This is a genomic window from Methylobacterium nonmethylotrophicum (assembly GCF_004745635.1).
In the GTDB taxonomy this organism is placed as follows: Bacteria; Pseudomonadota; Alphaproteobacteria; order Rhizobiales; family Beijerinckiaceae; genus Methylobacterium; species Methylobacterium nonmethylotrophicum.
Map to the genome: position 1 here is coordinate 347,226 of NZ_SRLB01000004.1, position 26,970 is coordinate 374,195.

Annotated in this window: 20 protein-coding genes; 6 read left to right on the forward strand and 14 right to left on the reverse strand. The window is 71.7% G+C overall.

The genetic code is table 11. From position 1 onward, the window contains the following. Positions 1-9 precede the first annotated feature (9 nt). The 4 genes from EU555_RS06555 (at position 10) to EU555_RS06570 (ending at position 5,129) form a co-directional block, all read left to right on the forward strand. On the forward strand, positions 10-1,287 hold the full coding sequence (locus EU555_RS06555) for an alpha-hydroxy acid oxidase (protein WP_205820814.1): 1,278 nt from the start codon (positions 10-12) through the stop codon (positions 1,285-1,287). Between the two features lie 1,190 nt (positions 1,288-2,477). Continuing rightward, positions 2,478-3,722 (forward strand): FAD binding domain-containing protein, encoded by a 1,245-nt coding sequence (locus EU555_RS06560; RefSeq protein WP_135413856.1) that lies wholly within the window; start codon positions 2,478-2,480, stop codon positions 3,720-3,722. 142 nt (positions 3,723-3,864) lie between these two features. Continuing rightward, positions 3,865-4,284: a cupin domain-containing protein gene (locus EU555_RS06565; protein WP_135413857.1), complete on the forward strand. Its 420-nt coding sequence runs from the start codon at positions 3,865-3,867 to the stop codon at positions 4,282-4,284. 128 nt (positions 4,285-4,412) lie between these two features. Beyond that, positions 4,413-5,129, forward strand: a complete 717-nt coding sequence (locus EU555_RS06570; protein WP_135413858.1) for a TetR/AcrR family transcriptional regulator — start codon at positions 4,413-4,415, stop codon at positions 5,127-5,129. On the opposite strand, the gene EU555_RS06575 is transcribed toward EU555_RS06570, so the two are convergent. The 13 genes from EU555_RS06575 to EU555_RS06635 all read right to left on the reverse strand — a co-directional run bounded on the left by EU555_RS06575 (position 5,111) and on the right by EU555_RS06635 (position 18,238). Beyond that, complete coding sequence (locus EU555_RS06575; RefSeq protein WP_245524164.1) at positions 5,111-5,410, reverse strand: cytochrome C oxidase subunit IV family protein; 300 nt, start codon at positions 5,408-5,410, stop codon at positions 5,111-5,113. The genes EU555_RS06570 and EU555_RS06575 overlap by 19 nt on opposite strands. 11 nt (positions 5,411-5,421) lie before the next feature. Continuing rightward, the gene (locus EU555_RS06580) at positions 5,422-6,075 is read right to left on the reverse strand and encodes a cytochrome c oxidase subunit 3 (protein ID WP_135413859.1); all 654 of its coding nucleotides are present in this window, start codon (positions 6,073-6,075) and stop codon (positions 5,422-5,424) included. After that, complete coding sequence (locus EU555_RS06585; RefSeq protein ID WP_135413860.1) at positions 6,072-7,748, reverse strand: cytochrome c oxidase subunit I; 1,677 nt, start codon at positions 7,746-7,748, stop codon at positions 6,072-6,074. The genes EU555_RS06580 and EU555_RS06585 overlap by 4 nt, the downstream gene beginning before the upstream one ends. Further along, complete coding sequence (coxB, locus tag EU555_RS06590) at positions 7,745-8,713, reverse strand: cytochrome c oxidase subunit II (protein WP_135413861.1); 969 nt, start codon at positions 8,711-8,713, stop codon at positions 7,745-7,747. Before coxB ends, EU555_RS06585 begins: the two co-directional genes overlap by 4 nt. Further along, positions 8,710-9,204 carry a hypothetical protein gene (locus tag EU555_RS06595; RefSeq protein WP_135413862.1) on the reverse strand — a complete coding sequence of 165 codons (495 nt, stop codon included), beginning with the start codon at positions 9,202-9,204 and terminating at the stop codon, positions 8,710-8,712. Before EU555_RS06595 ends, coxB begins: the two co-directional genes overlap by 4 nt. Then, positions 9,201-10,259, reverse strand: a complete 1,059-nt coding sequence (locus EU555_RS06600; protein WP_135413863.1) for a hypothetical protein — start codon at positions 10,257-10,259, stop codon at positions 9,201-9,203. Before EU555_RS06600 ends, EU555_RS06595 begins: the two co-directional genes overlap by 4 nt. Next, complete coding sequence (locus EU555_RS06605; RefSeq protein ID WP_135413964.1) at positions 10,256-10,747, reverse strand: c-type cytochrome; 492 nt, start codon at positions 10,745-10,747, stop codon at positions 10,256-10,258. The genes EU555_RS06600 and EU555_RS06605 overlap by 4 nt, the downstream gene beginning before the upstream one ends. Positions 10,748-10,800: 53 nt before the next feature. Further along, on the reverse strand, positions 10,801-12,819 hold the full coding sequence (locus EU555_RS06610; protein WP_135413864.1) for a quinol:electron acceptor oxidoreductase subunit ActD: 2,019 nt from the start codon (positions 12,817-12,819) through the stop codon (positions 10,801-10,803). After that, positions 12,816-15,791: a TAT-variant-translocated molybdopterin oxidoreductase gene (locus tag EU555_RS06615; protein WP_135413865.1), complete on the reverse strand. Its 2,976-nt coding sequence runs from the start codon at positions 15,789-15,791 to the stop codon at positions 12,816-12,818. Before EU555_RS06615 ends, EU555_RS06610 begins: the two co-directional genes overlap by 4 nt. Next, complete coding sequence (locus tag EU555_RS06620; RefSeq protein WP_135413866.1) at positions 15,788-16,447, reverse strand: cytochrome c3 family protein; 660 nt, start codon at positions 16,445-16,447, stop codon at positions 15,788-15,790. The genes EU555_RS06615 and EU555_RS06620 overlap by 4 nt, the downstream gene beginning before the upstream one ends. A 236-nt stretch (positions 16,448-16,683) precedes the next feature. Beyond that, positions 16,684-17,163 carry a GNAT family N-acetyltransferase gene (locus EU555_RS06625; protein ID WP_135413867.1) on the reverse strand — a complete coding sequence of 160 codons (480 nt, stop codon included), beginning with the start codon at positions 17,161-17,163 and terminating at the stop codon, positions 16,684-16,686. Positions 17,164-17,195: 32 nt separating this feature from the next. Continuing rightward, positions 17,196-17,825 (reverse strand): PRC-barrel domain-containing protein, encoded by a 630-nt coding sequence (locus EU555_RS06630; RefSeq protein WP_135413868.1) that lies wholly within the window; start codon positions 17,823-17,825, stop codon positions 17,196-17,198. Positions 17,826-17,887: 62 nt separating this feature from the next. Continuing rightward, positions 17,888-18,238, reverse strand: a complete 351-nt coding sequence (locus EU555_RS06635) for a hypothetical protein (protein ID WP_135413869.1) — start codon at positions 18,236-18,238, stop codon at positions 17,888-17,890. Positions 18,239-19,061: 823 nt separating this feature from the next. On the opposite strand from EU555_RS06635, the gene EU555_RS06640 reads away from it, so the two are divergent. After that, positions 19,062-21,473, forward strand: a complete 2,412-nt coding sequence (locus tag EU555_RS06640; protein ID WP_135413870.1) for a caspase family protein — start codon at positions 19,062-19,064, stop codon at positions 21,471-21,473. A 190-nt stretch (positions 21,474-21,663) separates the two neighbouring features. Here the strand turns inward: EU555_RS06640 and EU555_RS06645 are convergent, their stop codons facing one another. After that, positions 21,664-22,599 carry an adenylate/guanylate cyclase domain-containing protein gene (locus EU555_RS06645; protein WP_135413871.1) on the reverse strand — a complete coding sequence of 312 codons (936 nt, stop codon included), beginning with the start codon at positions 22,597-22,599 and terminating at the stop codon, positions 21,664-21,666. Between the two features lie 622 nt (positions 22,600-23,221). Here EU555_RS06645 and EU555_RS06650 point away from each other — a divergent pair. Beyond that, on the forward strand, positions 23,222-26,728 hold the full coding sequence (locus tag EU555_RS06650) for an autotransporter outer membrane beta-barrel domain-containing protein (RefSeq protein WP_245524166.1): 3,507 nt from the start codon (positions 23,222-23,224) through the stop codon (positions 26,726-26,728). Positions 26,729-26,970: the final 242 nt, after the last annotated feature.

Sequence of the window (26,970 nt, forward strand, 5' to 3'; positions counted from 1 at the left end):
GGCCTTGCCATGCCCGCAGCGACGCGGGCCGCCCGCGTCCCCGGCTGGGCCGCCGACGCGGCCGGGCCGGAGGAGCCCGCCGCGATCAATCCGATGCGCCGCCGGCCGCGTGCGCTCAGCGAGGCGGTGACCATCGCCGACCTCCGGGCGATCGCGCAGCGGCGGCTGCCGAACGTCGTCTTCGAGTACCTGGAGGGGGGCGCCGAGGAGGAGACGACGCTCAGGCGGAACCGTTCGGTGCTCCGGGCGCTCCGCTTCCGGCCCCGCGTCCTGACGGATGTCGCCGTGCGCGACCTCGCGGTCGAGATCCTCGGGGCGCGCTCCGCGCTGCCGGTCGTGGTGGCGCCGACGGGCGGGCAGGGCCTGTTCTGGCCGCGCGGCGACCTCGCGATGGCCGCCGCCGCCGCCGCGGCCGGCATCCCGATGGGACAGAGCACGGTCTCGACGGCCCGCATCGAGGACGTCGCGGCGACGCCTAGCCTCGATCACTGGTTCCAGCTCTACTACTTCGCCGGCGATCACGTGGCGGACGCCTTGCTGGAGCGCGCGGCAGCTAGTGGCAGCCGCGTCCTCCTCCTCACCGCGGACGGGATCCTGCCGGGCAACCGGGAGTGGGACCGGCGCAACCACGACCGGTCCGGAAACCTGTCGTGGCGCAGCAGGCTCGACGTCCTGTGCCATCCGCGCTGGCTTCTCGGCAATTACCTCATCCCCGGCGAGCCGACCTTCGAGAACCTCGTGCCGTTCCAGGACCATCCCCGGCCCACGATGGCACGGATTGGGTCGTGGATCCGCCGCAACGAGGCGAGGATCACCTGGGACACCGTGCGGCGCCTGCGGGCGCGATGGGGGGGTAAGCTGGTGATCAAGGGCCTGCTGCACGTCGACGACGTGCGGATCGCCCGGGACCTCGGCGCGGACGGCGTCGTGCTCAGCAACCACGGCGGGCGCCAGTGCGAGCCGACGATCTCGCCGGTCGAGATCCTGCCGCAGGTCCGGGCCGCCGTCGGGCGCGACTTCACCATCCTGGTCGACAGCGGGTTCCGCCGCGGCAGCGACGTCGTGGCCGCGCGCGCCCTCGGGGCCGACGCGGTCCTGATCGGTCGCGCCGCCCTCTACGGGCTGGCCGCCGGCGGCAGGGCAGGGGTCGCGGCGGCCCTCGACATCCTGACCTCGGAGATCGACCGCACCCTCGCCCTGATCGGGGTCGACGCGGTGCGACGGCTGTCGCCCGCCTGCCTCGATCTCGAGGCCTCGTCGTCAACCGGCGCGGCGGGACGATCGTGATCAGATCAGCCCCGTCCCTGGTGTCGCGGACGGTCACACCCCGGACAACGATCGCACGCTGCAAAATATACTCTACCGTAGTAAATCTGATGTCTCCGCTCGATTATCTGTTTAGCGGTTATCTAAGCGGCCAGTTTGTTCATTCATTAATCTCATATTAATGACTTTTTCACATGGTTCTACTAACATACTTCAACGTGCCTGCGTAATTCTACGCAGAGGTGAAGCATCGAAGCTTCTTCTTGCCAAGGAATGACTTGAGTCATGAGCGAGTATCGCCATCATCCCGGTGCAAGGGCAGACATCGACGACGAGATTGCGTGGCGCGGATCGTCACGGCCGAGCCGCAACGAATACTTGCGCATGCACAGGATAAACGTAAAAAATATCGAACAGAAACCTTCATTGCCGTTGAGGCAGGTCAAAACTGCGATAAAATTTACAATTGTTCTGCTGGCGTTTTCATTAATATCGGTATTGTGTTACGCTGCCGTATGGCCTTCGTACGTCTCATGCCGGGACCAGCAGACAACCACAGGTTTCGCTGCTCGCTCAAGCACGGTCTCTTGCACGATCGACGCATCCGCACGCAGGGTAAGTGCCTACGGACATCACGGCTAGATCCACGCACGAATGGTCTTGAGGACGGCCGCAGCGGTGCACCGCCCGCCGGACGTGCGGTGCCGATGGTGCGAAACGACGCCTCGCCGCCGGCGCCCGCTCGACGCGCCGCGCGGCGGCGAGAAGCACCCCATCCGCGACGGGGCGGGCAATCCCGGCCGATGATGACGCGTCCCACGTGCTCGGCTGTCACCGTCCGGCGGGGATCGGAGCGCCGTCCGGGGGCCGGCGCTCGTCCGATCATGCGGGCGTTTTGAACCTCTGCGCCGCCCCATCGCGACGCCCTGGAACGCGGTCGCGGCGGCCACGAGAGCAGCGCCCGGGCCCACCACGGCCGCTCGGCCGACCGCCTGCCGCGCGGCCGAGCCGGCGCTTACGAGCGCTCCGCCGCCAGGATGACGGGAGGCCCATAGCCGCCGAGGTGGCGAGGGTCCGGCCCGCCGGCGCGACCCGTGTTTTTCGGTTGATCATGAACGCTTGACGCCGCTGACGCTCCTTTGCACGTTATCGGACGATAACCGACAGTCGCGTCGGCCGGTCGCGTGCGCCGGCCTACGGGGAGGACCGTGATGGCGATCGGGGCGGCACCCGCCGGCAGGCGGGCGATCATCGTCGGGGGCTCGCTCGGGGGATTGTTCGCGGCCCTGCTGCTGCGCCGGGCCGGCTGGCAGGCCGAGATCCACGAGCGCGTCCCCGGCGACCTGTCCGGGCGCGGCGCCGGCATCGTGACGCATCCCGAGCTGTTCGAGGTGCTCGACCGCGCCGGCATCGCGCGCAGCCGGGCCGAGGTCGGGGTCTCTGTGGCCGGGCGGCGGGTCTTCGGTGCCGACGGAGCGCTGATCGGGGAGCGCGCCCTGCCGCAGGTGCTCACCGCCTGGGGTCATCTCTACGGCCTGCTGCGGCAGGCGCTGCCGGCGGACGCCTGCCACCACGGCCGCTCCCTCGTGCGGGTCGAGGAGGCGGAGGACGCGGTCACGGCGCATTTTGCCGACGGCACGAGCGCGCGGGGCGACCTCCTGATCGGCGCCGACGGCATCGGGTCGACGGTGCGGGCACAGTTCCTGCCGGAGGCCGCGCCGCTCTATGCCGGCTACGTCGCCTGGCGCGGCCTCGTCGACGAGGCCGCGCTGTCGGAGGAGACCCGGGCGGCTTTGTGCGACCATTTCTGCTTCTCGCTGCCGCCCGGCGAGCAGATGCTCGGCTACCCGGTCGCCGGCGAGGGCAAGGGCGGCAGGGGGAGCGGGCGCCGCTTCAACTTCGTCTGGTACCGCCCGGCCGCGGCCGAGACGGGCCTCAAGGCGCTCCTGACCGATATCGACGGCGTCGCGCAGCCGCTCTCGATCGCCCCGAACCGGATCCGGCCGGAGGTGGTCGCCGCGATGCGGCACGACGCGCGCCGGCTCCTGGCGCCGCCCTTCGCCGAGGTGGTGGAGCGCACCGCCCAGCCCTTCCTGCAGGCGATCCAGGATCTTGAGGCGCCCCGGATGGTGCTCGGGCCCCGCACCGTGATCCTGGGCGACGCCGCCTTCGTGGCAAGGCCCCATGTCGGCATGGGCGTGACCAAGGCGGCGGGCGACGCGAACGCCCTGGCGCAGGCGCTGCTCGCCCATCCGCACGATCGTCCCGCCGCGCTCGCGCAGTTCGAATCCGGGCGCCTCGCCTTCGGCCGGGCCGTCATCCGCCGGGCGCGGGAGCTCGGCGCCTACATGCAGGCCCAGATCCTCGACCCGCGCGAGCGGGCCCTCGCCGAGCGCCACCGGCAGCCCGAGGCGGTCATGGCCGAGACGGCCGTGGCGACCGGGCTCGCGGCCTGAAAAACCCGATCGGCCAGAGGAGGAGCGACACCGTGGAGATCGAGCGGATCGAGGGCCAACCGGTCTTCCGCCGGCTCGCCTTCGCGCGCAGCGGCCGCGGCCGGCCACCGCTGGCCACCGCCCATTGACGAGGAGACCCGTGATGACAGCCTCCACCTACGATTGGCCCACCCCTCCGCATACCTGGCCCGAGACCTTGCGCCGGGAATTCGCCGCCCGCGCCGGCAACGGCCAGGTCGGCAGCCGGCTCGTCTCCGAGACCGACCGCGTCCGCGTCTGGCTGCTCAGCCTCGCGCCCGGCGAGCGGATCGCCTTCCACACCCACGTCCTCGACTATTTCTGGACGGCGGTGACCGGCGGGCGGGCGCGCTCGCACTACGCCGACGGGCGGATCGCGGAGGTGACCTACGCCCCGGGCGACACCCAGCACCACCGCTACGCGGCGGGCGCGTTCATGATCCACGACCTCGAGAATATCGGCGAGACCGAGCTGGTCTTCACCACCGTCGAGTTCCTGGACAGCGCCAACCCGCCCCTGCGCCTCGACCGCGACGCAGCCTGACCGGAGAGGTGATCAAGCGATCACGAAATTGTCCGGCCCGCGGGCCGGACGGCCGATCCGGGCCTCGGCGATGGCCAGGCCGGAGCAGCGCGTGATAATCTGGCGCCGTGGATGCGACGACGAAATTCATGAGCCCGGCCCGCCGCCCGCCCGCAGCGGGCCGGGATTGGGCCCGGACCGGCGCGCCGGCGCGGCGGCGCCTGAGCCACGCCCAGCGCGAGGAGGAGATCGTCCGCGAGGCGGTCGGCTTCTTTGCCGAGTTCGGGTTCGAGGGGCAGACGCGGGAACTCGCCAAGCGCCTGAACATCACGCAGCCGCTGCTCTACCGTTACTTCCCGACCAAGGACGCCCTGGTCGAGCGGGTCTACCAGGAGGTCTTCCTGCGCCGCTGGAACCCGTTCTGGGAGGAGACGATCCGGGATCCGTCCCGGCCCCTGCGCGAGCGGCTGATCGCCTTCTACACCGATTACGCGACCGCGATCCTGACCTACGAGTGGATCCGCCTGTTCATGTTCGCCGGCCTGAAGGGCCTCGACTTCAACACCCGCTACCTCGACCTGCTGCGCGAGCGCGTCTTCGCCCTCATCGTCGCCCAGCTGCGCGACGAGTTCGGCCGCCCGCCGCTCGCCGAGCGGCCGGTCACGGCGCCGGAGGTCGAGGCCATCTGGAGCCTGCACGCCGGCATCTTCTATCTCGGCGTGCGCAAGTTCGTGTACAACATGCCGGTCGACGACGTCTCGGCCATCGTGGCGATGAAGGTGCGCCTGTTCCTCGACGGGGCCCGCACGGTGATCGGCGTCGAGGAGACCGCGCCGCCCGCGTCCCTTCAGCGTCGCGACAGGTAATCGACCAGCGTCATCGCGAACAGGATCGCGACCCAGACGAAGCCGATGCAGGCGAACAGCCTGACCAGGGGCGGCTCGCGGCGGACCTCCATCGAGAACGCAAGAATCGTCGCCACCATGAGGCCGGCGACGATGAGCTCGACGATCCAGACATGCGGGAAAGGGAGGGTGGCGCCGAGCGCCACGTTGACCCCGAGCATGATGAGCAGCGCGCAAGCCGTCAGGACCGGCTCGCGCATGTGCCGCCAGAGGATGCGGCGCTCCTCGCTGGTACCGAACACGGACGCGCCTCCTACCGGTTGAGCACGTAGAGGGTCGGAAAGGCGACGATCCAGATCAGGTCGATGAAGTGCCAGTACAGCCCGAAGATCTCGATCCGGTTCTGGTGCGCGGCCAGAAAGCCCGGCCGGCTCGCCTGCCGGGTCATCGCCAGCAGGATGGCGATGCCGGTGAGGAGGTGCAGGCCGTGCAGCCCGGTCGCGACGTAGTAGAGGTTCACGAAGAGCCGCGAGGGCGGTGAATCCGTCAGCGCGTAGGGCCGGTCGGACAGGAACGGCATCATGTGCTCGTGGTAGTCGGCGTAGTACTCGTAGCCCTTGAGAGCCAAGAACAGCGTGCCGAGCGCCGCCGTGGCGAGCATGAACCGGACCATGCCGCGCTGCCAGCCGAGCCGCGAGAGCTGGATCGCCCCCGACATGGTCAGGCTCGAGCCGATCAGCACGACGGTGTTGACGGCGCCGATCCAGAACTTGAGGTGGCGCGCCGCCGCCTGCACCGCTTCCGGATGGGTGAGGCGCAGGATCAGCGCGGTGAGGAAGAGCCCGGCGAAGAGCAGCAGCTCGGTGAGCAGCCAGGCCCACATCCCGAGCACGGCGGCGTGCTTCTGCTGCTCCACCGTGGCGAAGTGCGAGGCGAGCCTGACGCCCACGGAGGTCCCGCCGCTCACGAATGCTGCCTCCCGGTCTCGCGGGCCTGGATCGGGTAGTCGTACGGCACCTTCGGCGCCTGCGGCTCGGTGAGGAAGTTGTGGGCCGGCGGCGGCGAGGCGACGGTCCATTCGAGGCCCCTGGCGTCCCAGGGATTCGCCGGGGCCCGCTTCCCGAACCAGATCGCATAGACGAGGTAGATCATCGGGAAGATGTAGCCGACCGCCAGGATGGTCGAGCCCGCCGAGGACAGGATGTTGAGGAACTGGAATTCCGCCGGGTAGACGTGGTAGCGCCGCGGCATCCCGAGATAGCCGAGGATGAATTGCGGGAAGAAGGTGACGTTGAAGCCGATGAAGATCAGCACCGCCGAGATGCGGCCCCAGGCCTCGATATACATCCGCCCGGTGAATTTCGGCCACCAGAAGTGCAGCCCGCCGAGGAAGGCCAGTACCGTGCCGCCGACCATGATGTAGTGGAAGTGAGCCACGACGAAGTAGGTGGCGTGGACATGCTGGTTGATGGCCAGCGTCGCGAGGTAGAGGCCGGTGAGGCCGCCGAGCACGAACAGCCCGATATAGCCCATGGCGTAGAGCATCGGCGTGTCGAGCTTGAGCGAGCCCTTGTGGATCGTCGCGGTCCAGTTGTAGACCTTGACCGCCGACGGCACCGCCACCGCGAAGCTCAAGACCGAGAACGCCACGCTGGCGAGGTCGCTCTGCCCGTTGACGAACATGTGGTGGCCCCAGACGAAGAAGGTCACCGAGGCAAGGCCGATCGCCGCGTAGGCGACGAACCGGTAGCCGAAGAGCTTCTTCTGGGCGAAGGCCGGGACGATCTCGGAGATCACCCCCATGCCCGGCAGCACCATGATGTAGACCGCCGGGTGCGAGTAGAACCAGAACAGGTGCTGAAACAGCACCGGGTCGCCGCCATAGGCCGGATCGAACACCCCGATGTGGAAGGCCCGCTCGGCGATGAGCAGCACCAGCGCCACGGTGATGACCGGGGTGGCCAGCAGGAAGATCAGGCTGGTGGCGTAGTGTGTCCAGACGAAGATGGGAAGCCGGAACCAGGTCATGCCCGGCGCCCGCATGGTGTGGATCGTCACCACGAAGTTGAGGCCGGTGAGGATCGACGAGAAGCCGACGATCGTCACGCCGATCAGGGCCGGCACCACCCAGGTGTTCGAGAAGGCGGTGGAGAGCGGCGTGTAGAAGGTCCAGCCGGTATCGACCCCGCCGAGCACCACGCTGACCAGCGTGAAGAACGCCCCGGTCATGAACACGTACCAGGAGGCGAGGTTCAGCTTCGGGAAGGCGAGGTCGCGCGCCCCGATCATCAGCGGGATCAGGAAGTTGCCGAAGGTCGCGGGGATGCTCGGGATCAGGAAGAACCACACCATCACGACCCCGTGGATCGTGAAGAGCTTGTTGTAGGTGTCGTTGGTGAAGACCTGCCCGTCCGGCACGACGAGGGCGAGGCGCACCAGCCCCGCCGTCACCGCCCCGATGACGAAGAAGGCGGTGATGCTGGCGAGGTAGAGAAGCGCGATGCGCTTGTGGTCGGTGGTGAAGAACCACGAGCGCAGGGTGTGCTCGGCATGCAGGTAGTCGGGCCCGTGGCCGATGCGGGAATCCGGGGTATGGGGGTCGCGCAGGGCCGGCCCGTCGGTGATGGTGCCGCTGGTCATGGGCTGGCCTCCTGCTGCGCCGTCGCGCGTCCGCTCTTCAGGTAGGCGACGAGACGGTCGAGGTCGTCGGTCGGGATCACGTTGCGGAAGGCGGGCATGACCTGCTTGTAATCGGCCGCGAGCTTCTGCCGGTTCGGGTTCAGGATCTTGTCCCGCAGGTAGGCCTCGTCGGCCGTCACGATGCGGCCGTCGGCGAGCCTGACCTCGCGCCCGTAGAGGCCGGCGAGCGAGGGCGCCCGCACCTTGGCGCCGGGATCGTGGCAAGTGCCGCAAGCATAGGATTCGTAGATTGCGCGGCCGGCCCCGGCCTGGCCGCCCTGCTGCGCGCCCGCATTCTGCAGCCAGGCGGCGTAGTCGGCCTGGGTCATCAGGGTCAGGGTGCCGTCCATCCTCGAGTGGTCGGTGCCGCAATATTCCGAGCAGTACAGCCGGTAGGTGCCGGTGCGGTCGGGCTTGAACCACATCTCGGTATAGCGGTCCGGCAGGGTCGCCATCTGCATCCGGAAGACCGGGAAGTAGAGGTTGTGGATCACGTCCTGGCTGATCATCCGGATCTTGATCGGCTGGCCGATCGGCAGGTGCAGGTCGTTGATCTCGGACTGGCCGGTCGGGTGCTGGAACTTCCACATCCACTGGCGGCCGATCGCCTCGATCACCATGGCGTCGCCGGGCGCCTGCTTCGAGATGAAGAACAGCCGGGCGCCCCAGACGAAGAAGATCAGGGTGAGCAGGAACGGGATCAGCATCCAGCTGATCTCGATCAGCACGCTGCGGATGGTGCCGTGGCTGCGATCGGCCGGCTCGCCCTGGCGGTAGCGGATCGCGAACCAGGTGATGGCGACGAAGACCGGCACCGTCAGCAGCAGGGTCAGGACCGTGAAGGCGAGGATCAGCCAGTCGGTCTCGACCGCGGTGGCGGAGGCCGCCGGCGGCCAGAGGCGGAGCGCGAGGTCGGTCGGGTTCATCGCGGGGGGGCTCCGCCGGCGGGGGGCAGAGGATCCAGGGATTGGCCGGCCATCAGCCGCATGGCGCGCTCGACCGGGATGCGGGCGCGGCCGTCGGGGAGGGGGGCGTAAGTGGTGAGCTGTGCCCGCTCCGCGGCTTCCTGGCGGGCGAGGTCCTCGTAGGGCGCGCCCTGGAGGTTGGGCGGCGGCGGCTGCACCCGGGCCGTCTGCTGCGGCGTCAGCGCCGGGGTGCCGGCGACGTTCAGCGCGCCGAACAGGCGCAGCATCAGCCACACCGCCGCGATCGCGACGGCGACGGAGGCGGCGAGCCCCACGACCACGAAGGCGGTGCGGCGGACATCGACATCCGTCTCCTCGAACCCCTCCGGATTGCGGGGGCCGGCCGGCGGCTCCGCGCGGGGCGGGGCCGGCCGGAAGCCGGAGAGGCGCAGGAGGCCGGCCGCCGCGAGCGCCGGCAGAAGGGACAGGGGGCCGGGCCTGTCGCCGCTCACGAGGTGCGCCCCCGAAGGCGGCGATCCACCGGGCCGTAGAGGCCGCCGGCGACGCCCACCACCCCGATCAGCGCCAGCGCATCGGCCCAGGTGAACAGGAAGGCGCCGCGGAAGCCCGGCGTGACGAGCCAGAAGATCTCGGCGCCGTGGAGCAGCAGGATCAGAAGGGCGATGCCGGCCAGAAGCGCCGGCCGGCCGGCATTGCGCCGCGGCACCAGGACGAGGGCCGCGAGCACCATCACGCCGACGCCGACCCAGACCCCGAAACGGCCGAGCGTCCCGTCGCGGGCGAGGTACCAGCGCGCCTCGTCGGGCAGGTTGGCCGACCAGACGATCAGGTACTGCGCGGCGTGGACGAAGCCCCAGATTGCCAGGAGCACCAGGATCGGGTCGGCGAAGGAGGCGGCGGTGCGCTGGTCGCGTCCGGGCCGGCCGGAGGAGTCGCGCGCCGCGATCAGGGCCGCCGCCGAGAGGGCGATGCCGGCCTGGATCGTCATCACCAGGAGGCCGAAGGCCGTCGAGGCGAGGCCGGGATCGGCCGATTGCACCCAGTCCTCAGCCGCCAGCGTGCCGGTGACCGCGGTGAGGATCAGGCCGAGGACCGCCCGGCGCCGGCGGGCCGCCGCGGCCGGGCTGCCTGCTTCCGCCGGGGGGCGCCGGAAGGTGCCGGCGAGCCAGAGCCAGAGGCTCAGATAGGCGAGGCTGCGCAGGGCGAAGAACACCGGCGTGAACCAGACGCCGGCGAGCGGCGTGCGCGGGGGGGCGCCCCGATCCCAGGGATAGAGGCCCTTGAGGCTGAGCAGCACCGGCAGCAGCAGCAGGCCGGCGATCGGCAGGAGGCCGAGCAGGCGGCGCAGGGATGCCGCCATGGGACCGGCGGAGAACCCGGCGAGCTCGAGCCCCATCAAGAGCGGCAGGCTGCCGGCCGGCAGTGCCACCAGCACCAGCCAGGCGGCGAGATAGGACGGCATGACCGGGCTGCCGGAGGCGCCGGCGAGCGCGCAGGCCGCCAGGGCCGCCACCCCGAGGGCGAGGGAGATCGGGCGGCGGCTCATTTCCGCTCTCCCGGACTGGACCGGCCAGCCGCCGCGACCCAGGCCTGGTCCTCCGGCGGCAGGCTCGCCAGGGTCGCGCCCTGGCTCAGCTGCAGTGCGCGGATATAGGCGACGATGGCCCAGCGGTCGGCCGGCGGCACCTGGGCGCCGTAGGAGAGCATGGTGCCCTTGCCGTTGCTGATGACGTCGTAGACGTATCGCGCGGGCGCCTGCCGCAGGCGGGCCTCGGCGAGCGAGGGCGGTCGCGGGTAGCCGCGCTGCACGATCATGCCGTCGCCGTGGCCGGCGCCGCCGTGGCAGGGCGTGCAGAACACGCCGTAGCGCTCCTGGCCCCGGGCCAGCAGGGCGGGGGTCGCGGAGGCCGGCTGCGGCACCGGCCGGTCGGGCGCGGCCCGCGGCACGGTGCCGGGGGCGGGAAGGCGCATCGTCTGGCCCTGCGGGAAGAACGGGTTGCCGTCCCAGGTCTTGGATTTCGGCTGACTCACCATGTCGGCCCGGTCGCAGGCCGCGAGCGCCAGGGGGAGGAGGAGGGCCAGACGCTTCACAGCGGCACCCTCCGGACCATCAGCGGCCGGCCCTCCGGCAGGGTGGCGAGCGCCCGCTCGATCCGGGCGGGGTCGAAGCGCGGGCCCGCCGCCTCGAGGGCCAGGAAGAAGCGGTCCTCGCTCGCCCGGGTGAAGCCAGGGATCGCGAAGGCCGGGTGGTTGAGCCGCGGCAGGCGGTTCTGAAAAAGCAATCCCAGCACCGTCGTGAGGCCGCCGCAGAGGGCACCGAACGACACGCTCGGCACCAGGAAGGCCTGCCAGGGGAAGCGCGGCCGGCCGCCGACGTCGAACACGTAGGCGAAGCCGGAGGCGTAGAGGCACATCAGCATGAAGGCGGCCCCGCCGGCCAAAGCCGCCCCGAGGGCGAGGAGCGGCAGGATGCCCGCGGGACGCCCCAGAGCCGCCGCCGCCCGGCCCATCGGCACGGGACCGTAGGTCTCGATCCGGGCGCCGAAGTCGCGCGTCGTCAGGGCCTCTACCGCGGCCGCGAGGTCGCCGGCCTGCACGAACTCGGCGCTCACGCCCCAGAGCGGCGCCTGCGCGGTCTCGGCGAGGGTCGGCGCCCGCTCGCCGCTCGGCCGCTCGTCCGGGTGGCTCTCGGCGAAGCGCCGCGTCTCGGTGATCGAGACCATCGGGAGCGTGCGCAACCCGAGGAGCAGGAGCGCCAGGAAGAGCCCGACCGTGCCGGCGAGCGTCGCCAGGCCCCAGGCGCCCAGGGCGTAGGGATGGGCGGAGGAGGGCAGGAAGTCGTGGCTGAGCGTCACGATGAGCAGCATGAAGTGGTCGCCGAAGCTGCCGATGGCGGCGGCGATCCCGACCAGCGCCACGACGCGGCCTGAGCGGCGGAAGGCATCGAACCAGAACAGCTGCACCGGCAGCAGGGCGAAGACGACGATCATCCAGAACGCCCAGGCATGCGAGCCGGACAGGCGGCGCACCAGCACCGCCCGGTCGTAGGCATCGCCGTGCAGCAGGCTGGAGACGATCTCGGTGGCGTAGCAATAGGCGGAGGCGAGCCCGAGGCCGAGCATCAGCCGGGCCATCAGGACGAGGTGCCGTCCGGTGATCAGCGCCTCGAGGCCGAGCGCCCGGCGCACCAGCACCGCGAGCGCCGCGGTGACGCCGACGCCCGAGAGCAGCGAGGCGGCGAGGAACGTCACCGGCAGCAGCGTGTCGTGCCAGCCCGGCAGGACGGAGCCGGCGAGCATCACCGAGGCCCCGGTCTGGAGCGCCACGACGACGACGAGGGCGAGCACCGAGAGGGTGCGGGTGGCGAGCAGCCAGCGCTCCCAATGCGTCGAGGCCCCCCGCCAGCCGAGGGCCAGGATGCCGTAGATCTGCGCCCGCAGGAGCGTCAGCCGCCGGCGCCGGCCGCGCCCCTCGTCGGCGGCGCGGGCCTCGGCCAGGGCGGCCTCGAAGGCGCGGTCGCGCAACGCCGCGAGGTCGGGCAGGAGCCCGACGGACCACAGGCCGAGGCAGACACCCAGGAAGCCGAGGATGTCGACCGCGTCCCAGACCAGCGGCGAGCGGAATTGCGGCCAGAGCGCCAGGGTGTTGGGGTAGGGCAGGGTCCAGTAGAACACCCAGGGCCGCCCGAGATGGATGATCGGGTAGAGGGCCGCGGCCGCCGCCGCCAGGATCGCGGTGGTCTCGGCGATGCGGTCGATGCCCGATCGCCATGCGGCACCGGTGAGCCGCAGCGTCGCGGAGGTGAGCAGCGCCCCGCAGGCGATGCCGATCCACCAGTCGTAGGCGACGATGTCGAGGGCCCAGACGACCGGGTTGTTGTTGTCCCAGATCCCGACGCCGTTGAGGAGCAGCCAGGCGAGGGCCGCGGCGAACACGCCCAGCAGCCCGCAGGCGCCCGAGAAGGCGATCCACCAGGCCCGCGAGCGGGTGCGGGCCGGCGCTCCCGTGACCGCCCGGCCGATCGACGCGAAATCCTCGGTGGCGCCGAGGAGGCCGGCCCGTGACGCCAGGGGTTTTGGTGGCAGGGGCGTGACGGTGCCGCTCATAAGGAGCCCCCGGGCTTGACGGAGGCCTCCTCGACCAGCCGGGCGAGGTAGGTGGTTCGGGGCCGGGTGTTCAGTTCGGCGAGCAGGGCGTAGTTGCGCGGGTCGGCCGCGGCCGCTGCGACCCGGCTGCCGGCATCGCGCAGGTCGCCGAAGGAGATGGCGCGGGTCGGGCAGGCGCCCTGGCAGGCGGTCTCGACCGCGCCGTCGGGGATCGGGGCGTGGTCGCCCCGCGTCGACTCGATCCGGGCGGCGGCGATGCGCTGGACGCAGTAGGTGCACTTCTCCATCACGCCGCGGGCCCGGACGGTGACCTCGGGGTTGCGCTGCTGCTGCTGCACCGGCGCCGCGTCGCCGGCATAGTCGAGGTAGTTGAAGCGCCGGACCTTGTACGGGCAGTAGCTCGAACAGGCGCGGGTCCCGACGCAGCGGTTGTAGACCATGAGGTTCAGCCCCTCGCGGTCGTGGACCGTCGCCTCGACCGGGCAGCCGACCTCGCAGGGCGCCTGCTCGCAATGCATGCAGGGCACCGGCATGAAATGGGTTTTCGGGGTGTCGAGGCCGCCCTCGTAGTAGCGGTCGATCCGCAGCCAGTGCAGCCAGCGGCCGAGCGCGACCTCCTCCTTGCCGACGACCGGGATGTTGTTCTCGGACTGGCAGGCGGTGACGCAGGCGTTGCAGCCGATGCAGGCGTCGAGGTCGATCACCATGCCCCAGGCGCGCTCGCGCGCGAAGCGCCCGCCGGGGGAGGTCGGCGCCGGGGGATAGAGCGAGGGCAGGGGCTCCCGGGCGGCGACCGGCGTCGTGCTGCCTACAGCCTGGACGCGCACGAGATCGTGCCCCTCCATCGTGCCGTGGTTCTGCGTCGTCACCGGCAGGGCCTTGCGCCCGGTGGTGGCGAGCGTCGCCTCGGCGAGGCGCCAGGGGGTGGCGCTCGCGCGCAGCGGATAGGCGTCGTAGCCGAGCCCGTCGGCGAGCTGTTCCGGGACCGTCCGGCCGTAGCCGAGGCCGACCGTCACGGCATCCTCGGCCTGGCCGGGCTGGATCCAGACCGGTCCCTCGATCCGCCGGCCTCCGGCCTCGAGGGTGACGAGGTCGCCCTGTTGCAGCTCCTCGCGCTCGGCGAGCGCGGGGCTTACCGCGATCACGTTGCCCCAGACCACCTTGGTGAGGGGCTTGGGCAGCTCCTGCAGCCAGGCGAGGTTGGCGAGGCTCCCGTCCCACACCGTCGCGTCGGGGCGAAACAGCACCTCGACCCGCCGGGCCGGGCCGGCCGGGGAGGGCGCGGGCCGGGGCAGTGCTGCGGGGGCCGGAACCGGTTCGCCGACCGGCTCGGGGGAGAAAGCCGTCCCTTCGAGGAAGCCCGCCTGCAGGAAGGCCTCGCGCCGGGCCGTCCAGGCCGCGTCGTCCTCGCCGGGGCGGCGCCAATGGGCGTCGAGGAGGGAGCCGCCGTCCTTCGCCTCGGCATCGGTGAGGATCGACAGGATCTCCGGCACCGAGCGGCCGTCGTAGAGCGGGCGGATCGTCGGCTGGATCAGGGTCACCGTCCCGTCGAGGGAGCGGGCGTCGCCCCAGGCCTCGAGGGGATGGGCCAGCGGCAGGTTCCAGTCGCAGCGGAACGCGGTCTCGTCCGGGTAGAGCCCGGCATGGATCTTCAGCGGCACCCGGGCCATGGCCTCCAGGAAGCCGAGGTCGCCGGGGGCGTCGTAGACCGGGTTGACGTCGAGCATCACCAGGACCTGCACCGCGCCCCGGCGCATCGCCTCGACGAGGGCGGACAGGGGCTCGGGGTCGAGGACCGGCACCGGGGCGGTGTGGAACACCGTGCGGCCGGTGTTGCCGAGGGCCGCGTTGAGCCGGTGGACCTGGGCCAGCAACTCCGGCCCGGCCTGGGCGCCGGCGAGCACGAGGCCGTTGCCGCGGGCCGCGTTCAGCGCCGCGAAGGCCGTCTCGCGCCAGGCCGCGGCCGGGCCGTCGCGGGTCACCGGCGCCCCGCCGCCGGCCTGGGCCAGGAGGTCGCGGACGATCTGCTCGAGACCGTCGGAGCCGATGGCGAGGGGGGCGTCGGCCTTGGCGGAGGTCAGGTTCGGGCTCGGGCCGGCATGGTGGAGCGCCAGCAGGCGCTTGCCGGCGGCCGCCCTGCGGCGGGCCTCGACCCAGTCCCGCGCCTGGCCGACCTGGCCCGGGCCGGCATCCAGACAATCACCGTCGAGGGAGACGACGACTTGGGCCTGGTCGAAGCGCCAGCGGGTCTCGAGGGGGCGGCCATAGGCGAGGCGGGCGCCCTCGTAGAGCGCCTCGCGCCCGGTCGGGGCCGAGACGTGCCAGCGCATCGCCGGGAAATCGCGGCGCATCGCGGCGATCTGAGCGGCCAGCGACGGTGAGGTCACCGGACCGGTGACGAGGTGGAGCCCGCGCCCGCCCTCCACGGCTTTCAGTGCCGCGAAGCGCCCGGTCATCGCGGCGCGGAAGGCCTGCCACGTGCTCGGCCGGCCGAGATGTCGCGGCGCCTGCAGCCGGAACGGGTCGTAGAGCCCGAGCACCGAGGCCTGCGCGAACACGTCGGTGCCCCCGCGGCTCCACGGATGCTCGGCATTGCCCTCGATCTTGAGCGGGCGGCCGTTGCGGGTGGTGACGGTGATGCCGTTGGCGAAGCCGTCGGTCAGGGACGCGGACGCGTAGGCGAGGGCTGCGCCCGGGATGATCCGCTCGGGCTGGCGGACGTAAGGCACCTCCTGCTTGCGCCCGTCGGTCTGGCCGCAGGCGGCCAATCCGCTCATCGCGAAGGAAGCCGCCATCAGCTTGAGGACGCCGCGCCGGTCGGGCGCGGCGGCGAGGCGGGCGGCGGCCGGGTACTCGGCGTCCAGGAAGGCGCGGAACTCGGGCGAATCCGCCACCGCGTCGAGGCTGCGCCAGAAGGCCGGGCCGTCGCCGCCGGCGAGGCGGGCGCGGAGCGAGGCGATGTCGCCGGTCATCGGTGGCAGATCCCGCACTCGGTCAGCCGCTCGCCGCCGCGGATGTGGTACTGGCGCACCAGTTCCGGCCCGATCTCGGCCTGGTTCGCCGGCGGGCTCCAGGCCATGTCGAGCACCCGGTCCTTCGGCCGCACGTAGTTCTCGGGGTTGCGGTGGCAATCGAGGCAGAAGCTCATCGTGAAGGCGTTCGCCCGGTAGGTGAGCTGCATGTCGGTGACGCTGCCGTGGCAGGTCGAGCAGCCGATGCCGTTGGTCACGTGGACCGCGTGGTTGTAGTAGACGTAGCCCGGCAGCTTGTTCAGGCGGGTCCAGACCAGGGGCCGGTCCTTGGCGTAGCTTGACCGCACCGGTTCCAGCATGTCCGAGCCGGACCAGATCTGGCTGTGGCAGGTCATGCAGGTATGGGTCGGCGGGATCCCGGCCGTGGCCTGGGTCTCGACCGTGGTGTGGCAGTAGCGGCAGTCGATCTTCAGCTCGCCCGAATGGTGCTTGTGGCTGAACGGCACCGGCTGGGCCGGCGCCACCCCGACCCCGGTGACGTAGGAGGAGCGGACCAGCCCCGCCCCCACGACCGGCAGCGCCGCCAGGCAGGCGGCGGCGGTGAGGAGCGCGAGGCGCAGGAGCGCGTCGGCGCCCGGGGCGAAGAGCTGGCGCACGGAATCAGGTCCGGGGCCGGGCGGGAGCGGCGTCCCTCGGGGACGCCCGGCCGCATCCATGCCTCAGGGCGAGACTCACGCGCTGCACGCCATCCTCGTCATGCCGTGACCCGGTTCGGAACGATGCGAAGCTAGGTGGCGCGGGGCTTGGCCACGGCCAGATGCCCCAGAGACGCCAAATCCCGGGTGCGACAGCGTGGCGTCCGGACGGGAGGTGCCGCAGTCGCGCGCGCGGCTCACGCTCCGGCAGCGGGGCGGGTCAGGTCGCGCACCATCAGGGCGGCGCGCGCGCCGTAGCCGGGCGGCGGGGCTTCCGGGATCGGCCGGAAGCCATGGCGGCGCCAGAAGCCGGCGGCGTCGCCGACCGCGACCAGCACCATCTCGGGCAGGCCGCGCCGCGCGGCTTCGCCGCGCATCAGCGCCACGACCTCGCCGGCGGCGCCGCGCCCCCTCGCCTCGGGGACGAGCGCCACGTCGTGGATGCACCAGGCCCCCGCCGGCTCCGGCAGGGCACCAAGCCGCATGTCGAGGTCCGGCACCGACCTCGCCCGCCAGGGATGGCCGACGGCGTAACCGCGCAGCCCGTCATCAGAGCCCGCGAGGGCGAAACAGCCCTCCGGGCACAGGCGCAGCCGTTCGGCCATCACCGCGTCGTCCTCGGGATGGTGCGGGTGGACGCGGGCGGCGATCGCCGCGGCGGCCGGAAGGTCCGGCACCCTCAGCGGCCGCCAGCGCAAGATCCGGTCGCTCAGCGGGCGGCCTCGTACGTGAAGCGGGGCGCGGCCTGGAGCTGCGCCTTGGTCAGCCGGATCTCCGCCTCCGCCACCGTGCCGTCCCCCGTCGCCAGCACCGTGGCGCGGCCCCGGGACGGGTCGGCCGCCGCGACCGAGCCGGTGGCATCGTCGACCGTGCCGCTGCGCTTGGCCGGCACGGCGGCGAGCGCCTGGTCGGTCACGTTCGCGCCCGGCATGGTCTGCGGGCCGGCGGTCTGCGCGGCGGCGTCGCTCGGCGCCCGGTCCGGCGTGGTGTGGGAGGGCGGGGCGCCCGCCGCGGCGGCGCCGGTGTTCCAGGCCAGCCTGTCGAAGGGCACCGCCACGGATTTCTGGCCGATGCCCAGGAAGCCGCCGACGCCGATCACCACGGCGCGCACCCGCCCGTCCTCGGCAAGCAGCACGTCCTCGATCTCGCCGACCCGGACGTGGTCCATCCCGATCACCTTGACGCCGACGAGCTTCGAGGCCCGCAGGCTGCCGGGCTCGGCCCGGGTCAGGAAGCCCGGCGCCGGATCGGGGGCGGGCGGCGCCGACTGCTGGGCCAGGGCGGGTGCCGCGACCAGCAGGGCGGCGAGGGGCAGCGCGGGGCGCAGAAGGGCGGGCATGTCGGGTCTCCGGACGCGTCTCGGCGGGGCTCATGCCGTCAACCGCCCCGGAGCGGCACGGTTCACCAGCGCAGGCGGTCGAGCACCCCGCCGAGCGTCGCGCGGGCCGAGCCCGCCGCGGCGAACGCCCAGTCCCGCGCGCGGGCGGCGACGCCCCGGGTCGCCCGCGCCCGGGCCTCGGCCTCCTGGGCGGCCAGCATCGCGTGCACGTAGGCGTCCTCCTGCGGCTTGCAGGCGGCGAGGGCCGCGCGCTGCGCCGCCCGCCGCTCCATCCCGAGGGGCTGACCGGAGAAGGCCTGCCGCACGCAATCGTGCCAGCGCGCCTCGAAGCCCCCGAGGTCGGCCCCGGCGGCGCCCGCCGCCGCGCCGGCGAGCGCCAGCAGCAGCGGCGCGATCCCTGCGGCACGTCCCACATTCCATTCCAAGGCCGGACGCTCCGTGCTCCGCATCTTTCAAGACACACGATCTCGGGCGGATTCGAGGCCGGAGCGCCGTTGTGCGCTGGCGCACATCGGGCGAGGGATCGGCTCCTGTGGCGAGTGACGAATGTTGACATTCATCACCCCTCCGGTAGGTTCTGGGCATGCGGCCGGGCTGGCCGCGATGTCCGGTTGAGCTCCGCCCCCTCGCTCCGCCAGAGATCGTCGATCGGCCCGGCCGTACGCGTTGTCGGCAGGCCCGTCCGACGCTGAGGGCGCCGTATCGCGGTCGACGCGGTCCAGCCGTGAGGGCAGCGTCGAGATCAGCCGGCGATCCTGCGGCGCAGCCTGAGGCTTTTGGGCGTGGGTGCGCTGCCGGGCCTGACGCGTCGCCTGAGAAGGGGCCTCGCTTTGGTGCGGAGCCTGGCCTTGCGCAGGCGGGACCGATCCCCGGCAGGCTCTCCAGGACCGTCAGGCTCATCGGCAGGGCTCCCCCTCCCGGGTGATCGAGCCGTCCTCCGCTCAAGCCGGAAACCGCCGTCAACCCGCGTTCGGAGCCGCTGCGGCTTCGTCATCTGTGCGGATCAAGACGGGAGCCGCCGGTCCGGCCGGGGCCGGCCCGCGGAGAGCGGCCGCGCGAAGTCACCGCGCAGATCGCCACAGTCGTGAGGCGCGCCAGCGTTTTGCGGACAACCGGACGACCTCTGGCTCCGGGCGGCCGCCGGGGCCGAAACACAGGAAAACGCGGGTCGAGAGTTGCCGGGTGGTGCGCGGCGGCACTTGCTCGGGGTGGTCGTCAAGATGTAATTTGGCAGACATGAAACGGACGCTGCCTGCTCTCCTCTCTCTCTCGCTCACGCTGTGGGCCACGGCGGCCGTTTCGGCGCCGGGAGACAAACGCATCGCCCTCGTGATCGGCAACGCCGCCTACGAGAGCTTCGGCCGCTTGGCCAACCCGGCCAACGACGCGGACGACATCGCCTCGGTCCTGCGCCGGGTCGGCTTCGAGGTGGTGGACGGACGGGACCTCTCGCGGCGCGACATGGACCGCAAGCTGGCCCAGTTCTCCCGGATCGCGCACGACGCCGACACGGCTTTGGTCTACTACGCGGGCCACGGCCTGCAGTATCAGGGCCAGAACTACCTCGTCCCGACCGACGCGCAGCTCAAGGACGGCTTCGACGTGCCGTTCGAGACCATCGCGGTCGAGAGCGTGATCGGCGCGCTCGACAGCGCCAAGGGCGCCCGCATCCTGATCCTGGACGCCTGCCGCGACCTGCCGCTCAAGGAGACCAGCCGGCGCGACAACGCGAGCGGCCCGGGTCTCGCGAGCGTGGTCGGCCGCAAGGGCCTGATCATGGCCTACGCCACCCAGGCCAACAGCGTCGCGTTCGACGGCACCGGCCGCAACAGCTTCTACGCCGCCGCGCTGATCAAGACGATGGCCGAGCCGGGCCTCGAGGTCGGGCAGGTCTTCCAGCGCGTGGCCATGTCGGTCTCGACCGTCACCAACGGCCGCCAGCTGCCGGAGGTGACCCGCTCCTACCCGGGCGAGGTCTACCTGAACCGCGACGAGACCGACATCCAGGCCTGGAGCCGCCTGCGCTCCAGCAACCAGGTGACCGATCTGCGGAGCTTCGTGCAGAAATACGCCGGCAGCTTCCTCACGGACGACGCCCTCGCCCGCATCGAGATGCTGGAGAAGCAGGGCCGCGGCGGCCCGCCGGTCGCCGCGCTCGACGACGGGCGCAGCCGCGAGGAGCGGCGCAACGCCGACGACCGGGTCGCCTGGGCCCGGCTCGAGGAGGAGCAGCGCCAGCGCGACAAGGCGCGGCGCGAGGAGGACGAGCGGCGCCAGGCCGAGCAGGCCAGGCTCATCGCCCAGCGCCGGGAGGAGGAGCGCCTCGCCGACCTCGCCCGCAAGGCCCGCGAGGAGGAGGCCCGGACCCGTCTCGCCGCCGAGACGCAGCGTCGCGAAGAGGCCGCCCGCCAGGAGATGGCCCGCCAAGAAGCCGCCCGCCTGGAGCTGGCGCGGCAGGAGACGGCGCGGCAGGAGGCCGTCCGTCTGGAGGCCGCCCGTCTGGAGCAGAAGCGCCGAGACGAGGAGAACGCCCGGATCGCCGCCGCCGCCGAGGCCGAGCGCCGTGAGGAGATGGCGCGCCTGGAGCGCGTCCGGCGCGACGAGGAAGCGCGCCTCGCCGCGCGCCGGGACGAGGAGCAGCGGGTCAAGCTCGCGATGCTCGAGACGCCCAAGACCGAATCGGTCAAGCCCGAGACCGCGAAATCCGAGGCCTCCAGCGAGGTGGCCCGGGTCGCGGCGGAGATCGCCAAGCCTGCCGAGGGCGCGAAGCCCGCGGAAGGTCCGGCCGTCGCCTATGCCAGCCTGACGATCAAGGACGACGCTCCCCCGGCCACCGCCGCCCTGGACGCCACCGCGCCGGCCAACCAGGACCGTCTCGTCCGCGCGGTGCAGGACCGCCTCAACGCCCTCGGCTGCTACAACGAGAAGCCCGAGGCGTCCTGGGGCAAGCACTCGATGGACGCGCTGGAGCGGTTCTACCGCGTCACCCAGGCCGGCGATACGGCCAAGCCGGCCCTGACCCGCGCGGTCAAGATCGTCTCTCACATGCCCGACCAGGCGACCCTGGACGTGCTCAACGGCTATAGCGGCCGCATCTGCCCGGTGATCTGCCCGACCGGGACCGAGCAGAAGGGCGATGCCTGCGTGCGCATCTCCTGCCCGCCGGGCCTGACGCTCGAGGGCGACGAGTGCCGGCCCGCGCCGAAGCTCCAGCGGGCGAATCTCCCGGCCGCGACGCCGCGGCCCGTCGAGGCGTCCCGGCCGGTGCCGGAGCCGGCCAAGAAGGCCGCGGCCCCCGTGAAGGAGCCCGCCATCAAGCGCGCCGCCCTGCCCGAGCCGGAGCCGGTGAAGCCCGCCAAGCCTCCGGCCGTGAAGGCGCCGGTGGCCAAGCCCGCCGTGAAGGAGACGCCCCGCCCGGTCCGCGAAGCGGCCCGTCCGGTCCGCGAGCGTGAGCCGGTGCATCCGGCCCGCGAGGCGGCCCGCCCGGTGGTGCGCCCGAAGGTGACGGTCGTGCAGCCGATCCGGGCCCGCGCCCAGGTTCCGGCCCTCGCCCGGCCGAGCTACACCCCGGCTCCGGCGCCCGCCACGGCGTCGAGCTACGGCCCGGCCGAGATCGGCGCGTCCCGGATGATGAGCCGGATGCCCTGACGCTCATCCGGGCGGCCCGACACCAAGAAGGCCGGCCCCCGCCCGCGGAGGCCGGCCTTCTTGGTGTCGGGCCGGGCGTTTCCCGCCCGATGTCCGGGACGATGCGCGCGGGCTCGAGCCTGACGTCCCGGGCCCGCGGGGCCTGCCTTCGCGGAGCCGGCCGCACCGTCGCCTCTCGGATCCGGCGGTGTCAGTCCCCGGTTCCGCCCTCGTGCAGCGTCAGGGCGTAGTCGAGGCCGTTCTCCCGGTCCTGGCTGACCGACTGGCCCATGCCGAGGGTGCCGACGTCGCGCAGCACCAGCTCCTCGCGGCGGATGCAGAACTCCTCGCCGCCGAACAGCATCACGAAGGTGCCGTTGGTGCTGTGGTCGACGAGCACCCACTTGTCGCCGCGCCGCTCGATCGTGGCGTGGCGGCGGGAGGCGTGCTCGTTCTCGATCAGGATGTCGCTGCTGGCCTCGCGTCCGAGGGAGACGCTCTGCCGCCCCTCGTCGAAAACCCAGCGCCGGCCCCGGTGGGAGAGGCGCAGCTCCGGCACCGCGACCACCTGCGTCTCGGCGGGCATCAGCGAGAACACGGTCGTCTGGTGCGTCGAGAGGTGCCACAGCACCTCGGCCACCCGCAGCTCCTGGCCCGCCCCCTTGACGTGCACCCCGACGAGGGAGCGGGTGGCGGCCCGGCGCGCCGGCGGGAGGGCATCCGCAAGGGCGCCGGTGGTGATGATCTGGCCGCCCTTGGCGAGCGCGGTCATCCGGGCCGCCATGTTCACGGTGGTGCCGAAATAGTCGTCGGTCGTGCGCACGACCGGGCCGAAATGGAAGCCGATACGCAACTGCAGCCGGTGGGCGGCGACGTGTTCGAGGCTCGGCGCCGCCTCCTCGAAGCGGCGCTGCACCGCGATCGCCGCGTCGCACATCGCGCAGACGTCGTCGAACACCGCCATGAACTCGTCGCCGATGGTCTTGACCAGGCGACCGCCGCCGGTCCGCACCACGCCGGCGGCGAGGTCGAGGCACGCATCGACCACCCGCAGGGCCACCGCGTCGCCGACCTCGCGGTACAGCTTGGTGCTCCCGGCGACGTCGCAGAACAGGACACCGATCGAGGTGTTTTCGGTGTTGCTCATCGGTGCGGACGGATCCCCGCGGCTCGCCGGCAGGATGCCGCCGGCGCCTCCCTCTATGCAAGTCCCACGCGGCCGAGAAGCCCAAAAAGATGCCATGCCGGCATCGTGGCGCGCGCGTTCGGCCGTCGAGCATGGCTCCCGTCGAACCCGGGCCCTCGCGAGGCTCCGCCCATGGCACGCGGTGGTTCTCGGTTTCCAGGCCCGCCCCGGCCGCCCGGTGCCCTGGCGGCAACGCTTAGATCGTGAGAGTGCCGCAACATAAAGGCACCGGAGATCCGGCTCCGATCTCCTGCATGATCCTGATTGCTTTGCAATCTGGCTGCTTCGGTCGAGTTCGCGCCATCAACTGTCCAAAATAACAAAAAAACATTTAGGCAATATTCACAGTGGCCAAGTTGAGTCATCGACGAAGGCGACTTCGTTCGACTGTCTGAGCGCCAGCAGATCCGTTGCGCGGAGGCCACTGAGCGCGCAAATCCAGGCCGAAGCGACGAATCGGCTTTTTTCTTAACCTTGTCTGTGCCCACATGCAGCCGGTCGAGATGGAGTTGAGAAGGCTATGGCGACGGAAGGTGTGGGGGCGCGCGCGAGACATCGCCATGGTCTCGTGCGGGTGCGGCGGGTGTTGTTGCTGGGCGTGTCGGCGGTCACCGTCGCGGCCGCGCCGGGCGTCGCCGGCGCCCAGACGGTGGCCTCGGGTTTCGATGCGAATCAGCTCGCCCGCAACGACGACAGTTCGACGGGGGCGATCACGCTGCCCTTCTCGGTCAACTATTTCGGGTCGACCTACGGCCAGCTCTACGTCAACAACAACGGTAACGTGACGTTCGGGCAGTCGTCCAGCCAGTTTACGCCGGTCGGCCTCGGCGCGAGCTACCGCGGCGCGCCGATCATCGCGCCCTTCCTCGCCGACATCGACACCCGCAACACCGCGAGCGGCATCACCTCGTACGGCAACGGCACCTATGCCGGGCAGACGGCTTTCGGGGTGACCTGGCCGGCCGTCGGCTACTATGCGAGCCGCGCCGACAAGACGAACACGTTCCAGCTCATCATGACGAACCGCGCCGATACCGGCAGCGGCAACTTCGACATCTACTTCAACTACGCCCGCATCCAGTTCGAGACCGGCGAGGCCGATGGCGGCGCGAACGGCCTCGGCGGCACCTCGGCCTCGGCCGGCTACTCGGCCGGCACCGGCGTCGCGGGCACCTACTACCAGATCCCGGGCTCCCTGGTGAACGGAGCGCTGCTGGACGGCGGTCCCAACGCCCTCGTCTCGAGCACGAACAACGGCGTGCCCGGGCAGTTCCTGTTCCCGGTCCGCAACGGCACCGTCCTGGTGGCCAATGTCTGCTCGCCGGGGGACAACGCCTCGACCACGACCGCGGCGGTCTGCGGCCCGAACAGCTCGTACAACCAGGGGATCTTCTACACCCCGGTCAACCCGTTCACGCTGACCGTGCGGGAGAACACCACCATCGCGGCGCCGTCGGCGACGGCGGCGGTGCTGGTGATGCCGACCGCGACCTCCGGCGGGACGCCGACCGCGAACGTCACGGTCAACGTCGCGGCGAGCGCCTCGATCACGTCCGCCGACCGGGCGGGCATCCAGATCGATTCGGCCCGGGGCACCGGCTCCGGCACCGTCGACACGGCCGGGACGATCACCGCCGGAACAGCCGGCATCGTCGCCCAGACCAATGTCGGCGCCCTGCGGATCACGAATACCGGGGCGATCACCGCACCGTTCGGCATCCTGGGCGAGGCGGGCTCGGCGACCCTGTCCAATTCCGGCACGATCACGGCCGGCGTCGGCATGGCCGCGCAATCGGGCGCCGCGAACCTCACCAATTCCGGCACGATCACCTTCGGCAGGGTGGGCATGGCGGCCGCGACGAGCGGCGGCGTCATCGCGAATACCGGCACGCTGACCTACGATCCGTCGATCGCCAGCCCCTTCACCCCAGGCGTCGTCGACAATCTCCCGACCCTGGCGCGCACTATCGGCCAGACCCTCGCGCAGATCACCCAGAGCCCGGACGTGACGCCCACGGCCCTGGCAGGCCTCTCGCAGGGCGACCTGTCGGTCTCCAACGCCGGCACGATCACGAGCGGCGCCATCGGCATCGCGGCTCTGGCGCGGGGCGCGCTGACGATCCAGAACACCGGAACCATCGGGGCCGGCGGCGTCGGCGTCGTGGCGCAGGCGGGGGCGGCCGCGAGCGGCACGACCCCGATGTCGATCGGGAGCCTGGGCTTCTCGAACAGCGGCGCGATCTCCGCCGCCACCGGCCCGGCCGTGGACCTGACCAGCTACGGCGGCAGCCTGACGATTGCGAATAGCGGGGCGCTCGGCGGCGCGATCGGCCTCCGGGCGGCCGTGCAGCAGGCCGGCACCGGCAGCGCGCTCACCATCAGCAACGCCCAGGGCGGCTCGATCATCGGGACGTCGGGCCTCGCCATCGACACCTCCGCGAGCAGCGTTGCGACGCGGATCGCCAACCAGGGCACCATCACCGGCGCGCTCAACCTCAGCGCCGGCTCGTCCGTCACCAATGCCGGCCGCGTCGACGCGATCGGAACGAGCACGCTCGGCGGCGGCACCGATGCCGTCTTCAGCAATCTCGGGACGCTCGCGGTCGTGCCCGGCGCCACGCAGGCGGCGAATGTCACGCTCGCAGGCCTGTCGGAGTTCCGCAACGCCGGAACGATCAGCCTCGTCAACGGGCGGGCGGGCGACACCCTGACCATCCAGGGCAACTACGTCGGCCAGAACGGCCGTATCGACACGGAGTTCCTGACGCAGGGCGGGATCGGCGACCAGGTGGTCATCACCGGCAACGCGTCCGGATCGACCAGCATCAGGGTCACCAACCTGTCCTCCGCGGTGCCGTTCAGCACCGGCAACCCGATCGTCGTGGTGCGGGGCACCACCCAGGCGAACGCCTTCACCCTGGGGAGCCTGCAGAACTTCGGGACCCTCGAGCCGACGCTGGTCTCCACCCAGACCTCCAACGGAACCGCCCTCTCGCTCGGCGCGGTGCCGAACGCCGTCGCGCTCTCGGCCCCGACGGCGGTGATCGCCGCGCGCACCATCGCGTTCCAGGGCGGCACCGCGGTCCTCGACCGCATGACCCAGCTGCGCACCGACGTCCAGCGCGCCGCCTCCGGCAAGCCGTCGATCCCGCAGGCCCTGCAATATGCCGGCCTGAACCAGTACGCGGCCCTGGTCACCAAGGACCCGATCGCCCCGAACCTGGTCCAGCCGGTGGAGCCGCCCCCGAGCAACGTCCGTCCGGCCGTCTGGGCGCGCGCCTACGGCGACCTCGAGCGCCGCTCCGGCTCGACCTCGTTCTCCTTCGCCGGCGCCACCTTCACCCGCGACCTCGGCTACAACCAGGCCGGCGGCGGCCTGCTCGGCGGCGCCGACCTGGTCATCAGCCGCCTGACCTCGGCGGATGACGGCCTGATCATCGGCGTGATGGGCGGCTACACCACCTCCGCGGTGCGCCTCAACCAGGCCGCCGGCCGGCAGGACTACGAGGGCGGCACGGTTGGCGTCTACGGTACCTACCTGAACGGCCCGTGGTTCTGGGACCACCTGTTCAAGGTCGACCTGCTCGGCCTCGACATCCGGGCGCCGGGCCTGCTGCAGCGCACCGGCCTGCAGAACTACGCCTACACCACCAACGTGGGCTACCGCATCCCGCTGCAGAACTCGGTCTACGTCGAGCCGACGGCGGGCCTCGAATACGTGGCCACCTCGTTCAACCAGCAATCCGCGCTGACCCCGACCGCGATTCCGCTGCGGGACGGCGACGCCCTGCGGGGGCGGATCGGCGCCCGGGTCGGGTCGGAGTTCGTCGAAGGCGACATCCGGGTCGAGCCGAGCGTGACCGGCTTCGTCTACTCGGTCCTGACCGAGAGCGGGATCTCGGGCGCGGTCAACGGGATCACGGGCGCGACCGGCCTGCGCGAGCAGGGCAAGGTGCGCGGCGAGGTCCAGGCCTCGGTGAACTTCTTCAACCTGAAGACGGGCCTGTCGGGGTTCGTGCGGGCCGATTACCGGATCGGCGGCGATCTGGTCGGCGGCGGCGGCCGGGTGGGCATGCGCTACCAGTGGTGAGCCCGAGACCGGCCTGACGCGACACGACGACGAGGGCCCGGCGACAGCCGGGCCCTTCTTTCATGGACGAAAGCCCCGCCTCCGTGCCCGGTGCGCGCCGCGGCCGCGCGTAGTCTGGCCTGCATGAAGTTCACGAGCGATTCAGCGCCGTGCGCCGACACACGTTCCTGCGGTACGCCATCCGCTAATGTCGCGATGTCAAGCTTGCATTGGCAGGGCAGGACACCACATCGAGAGGATGT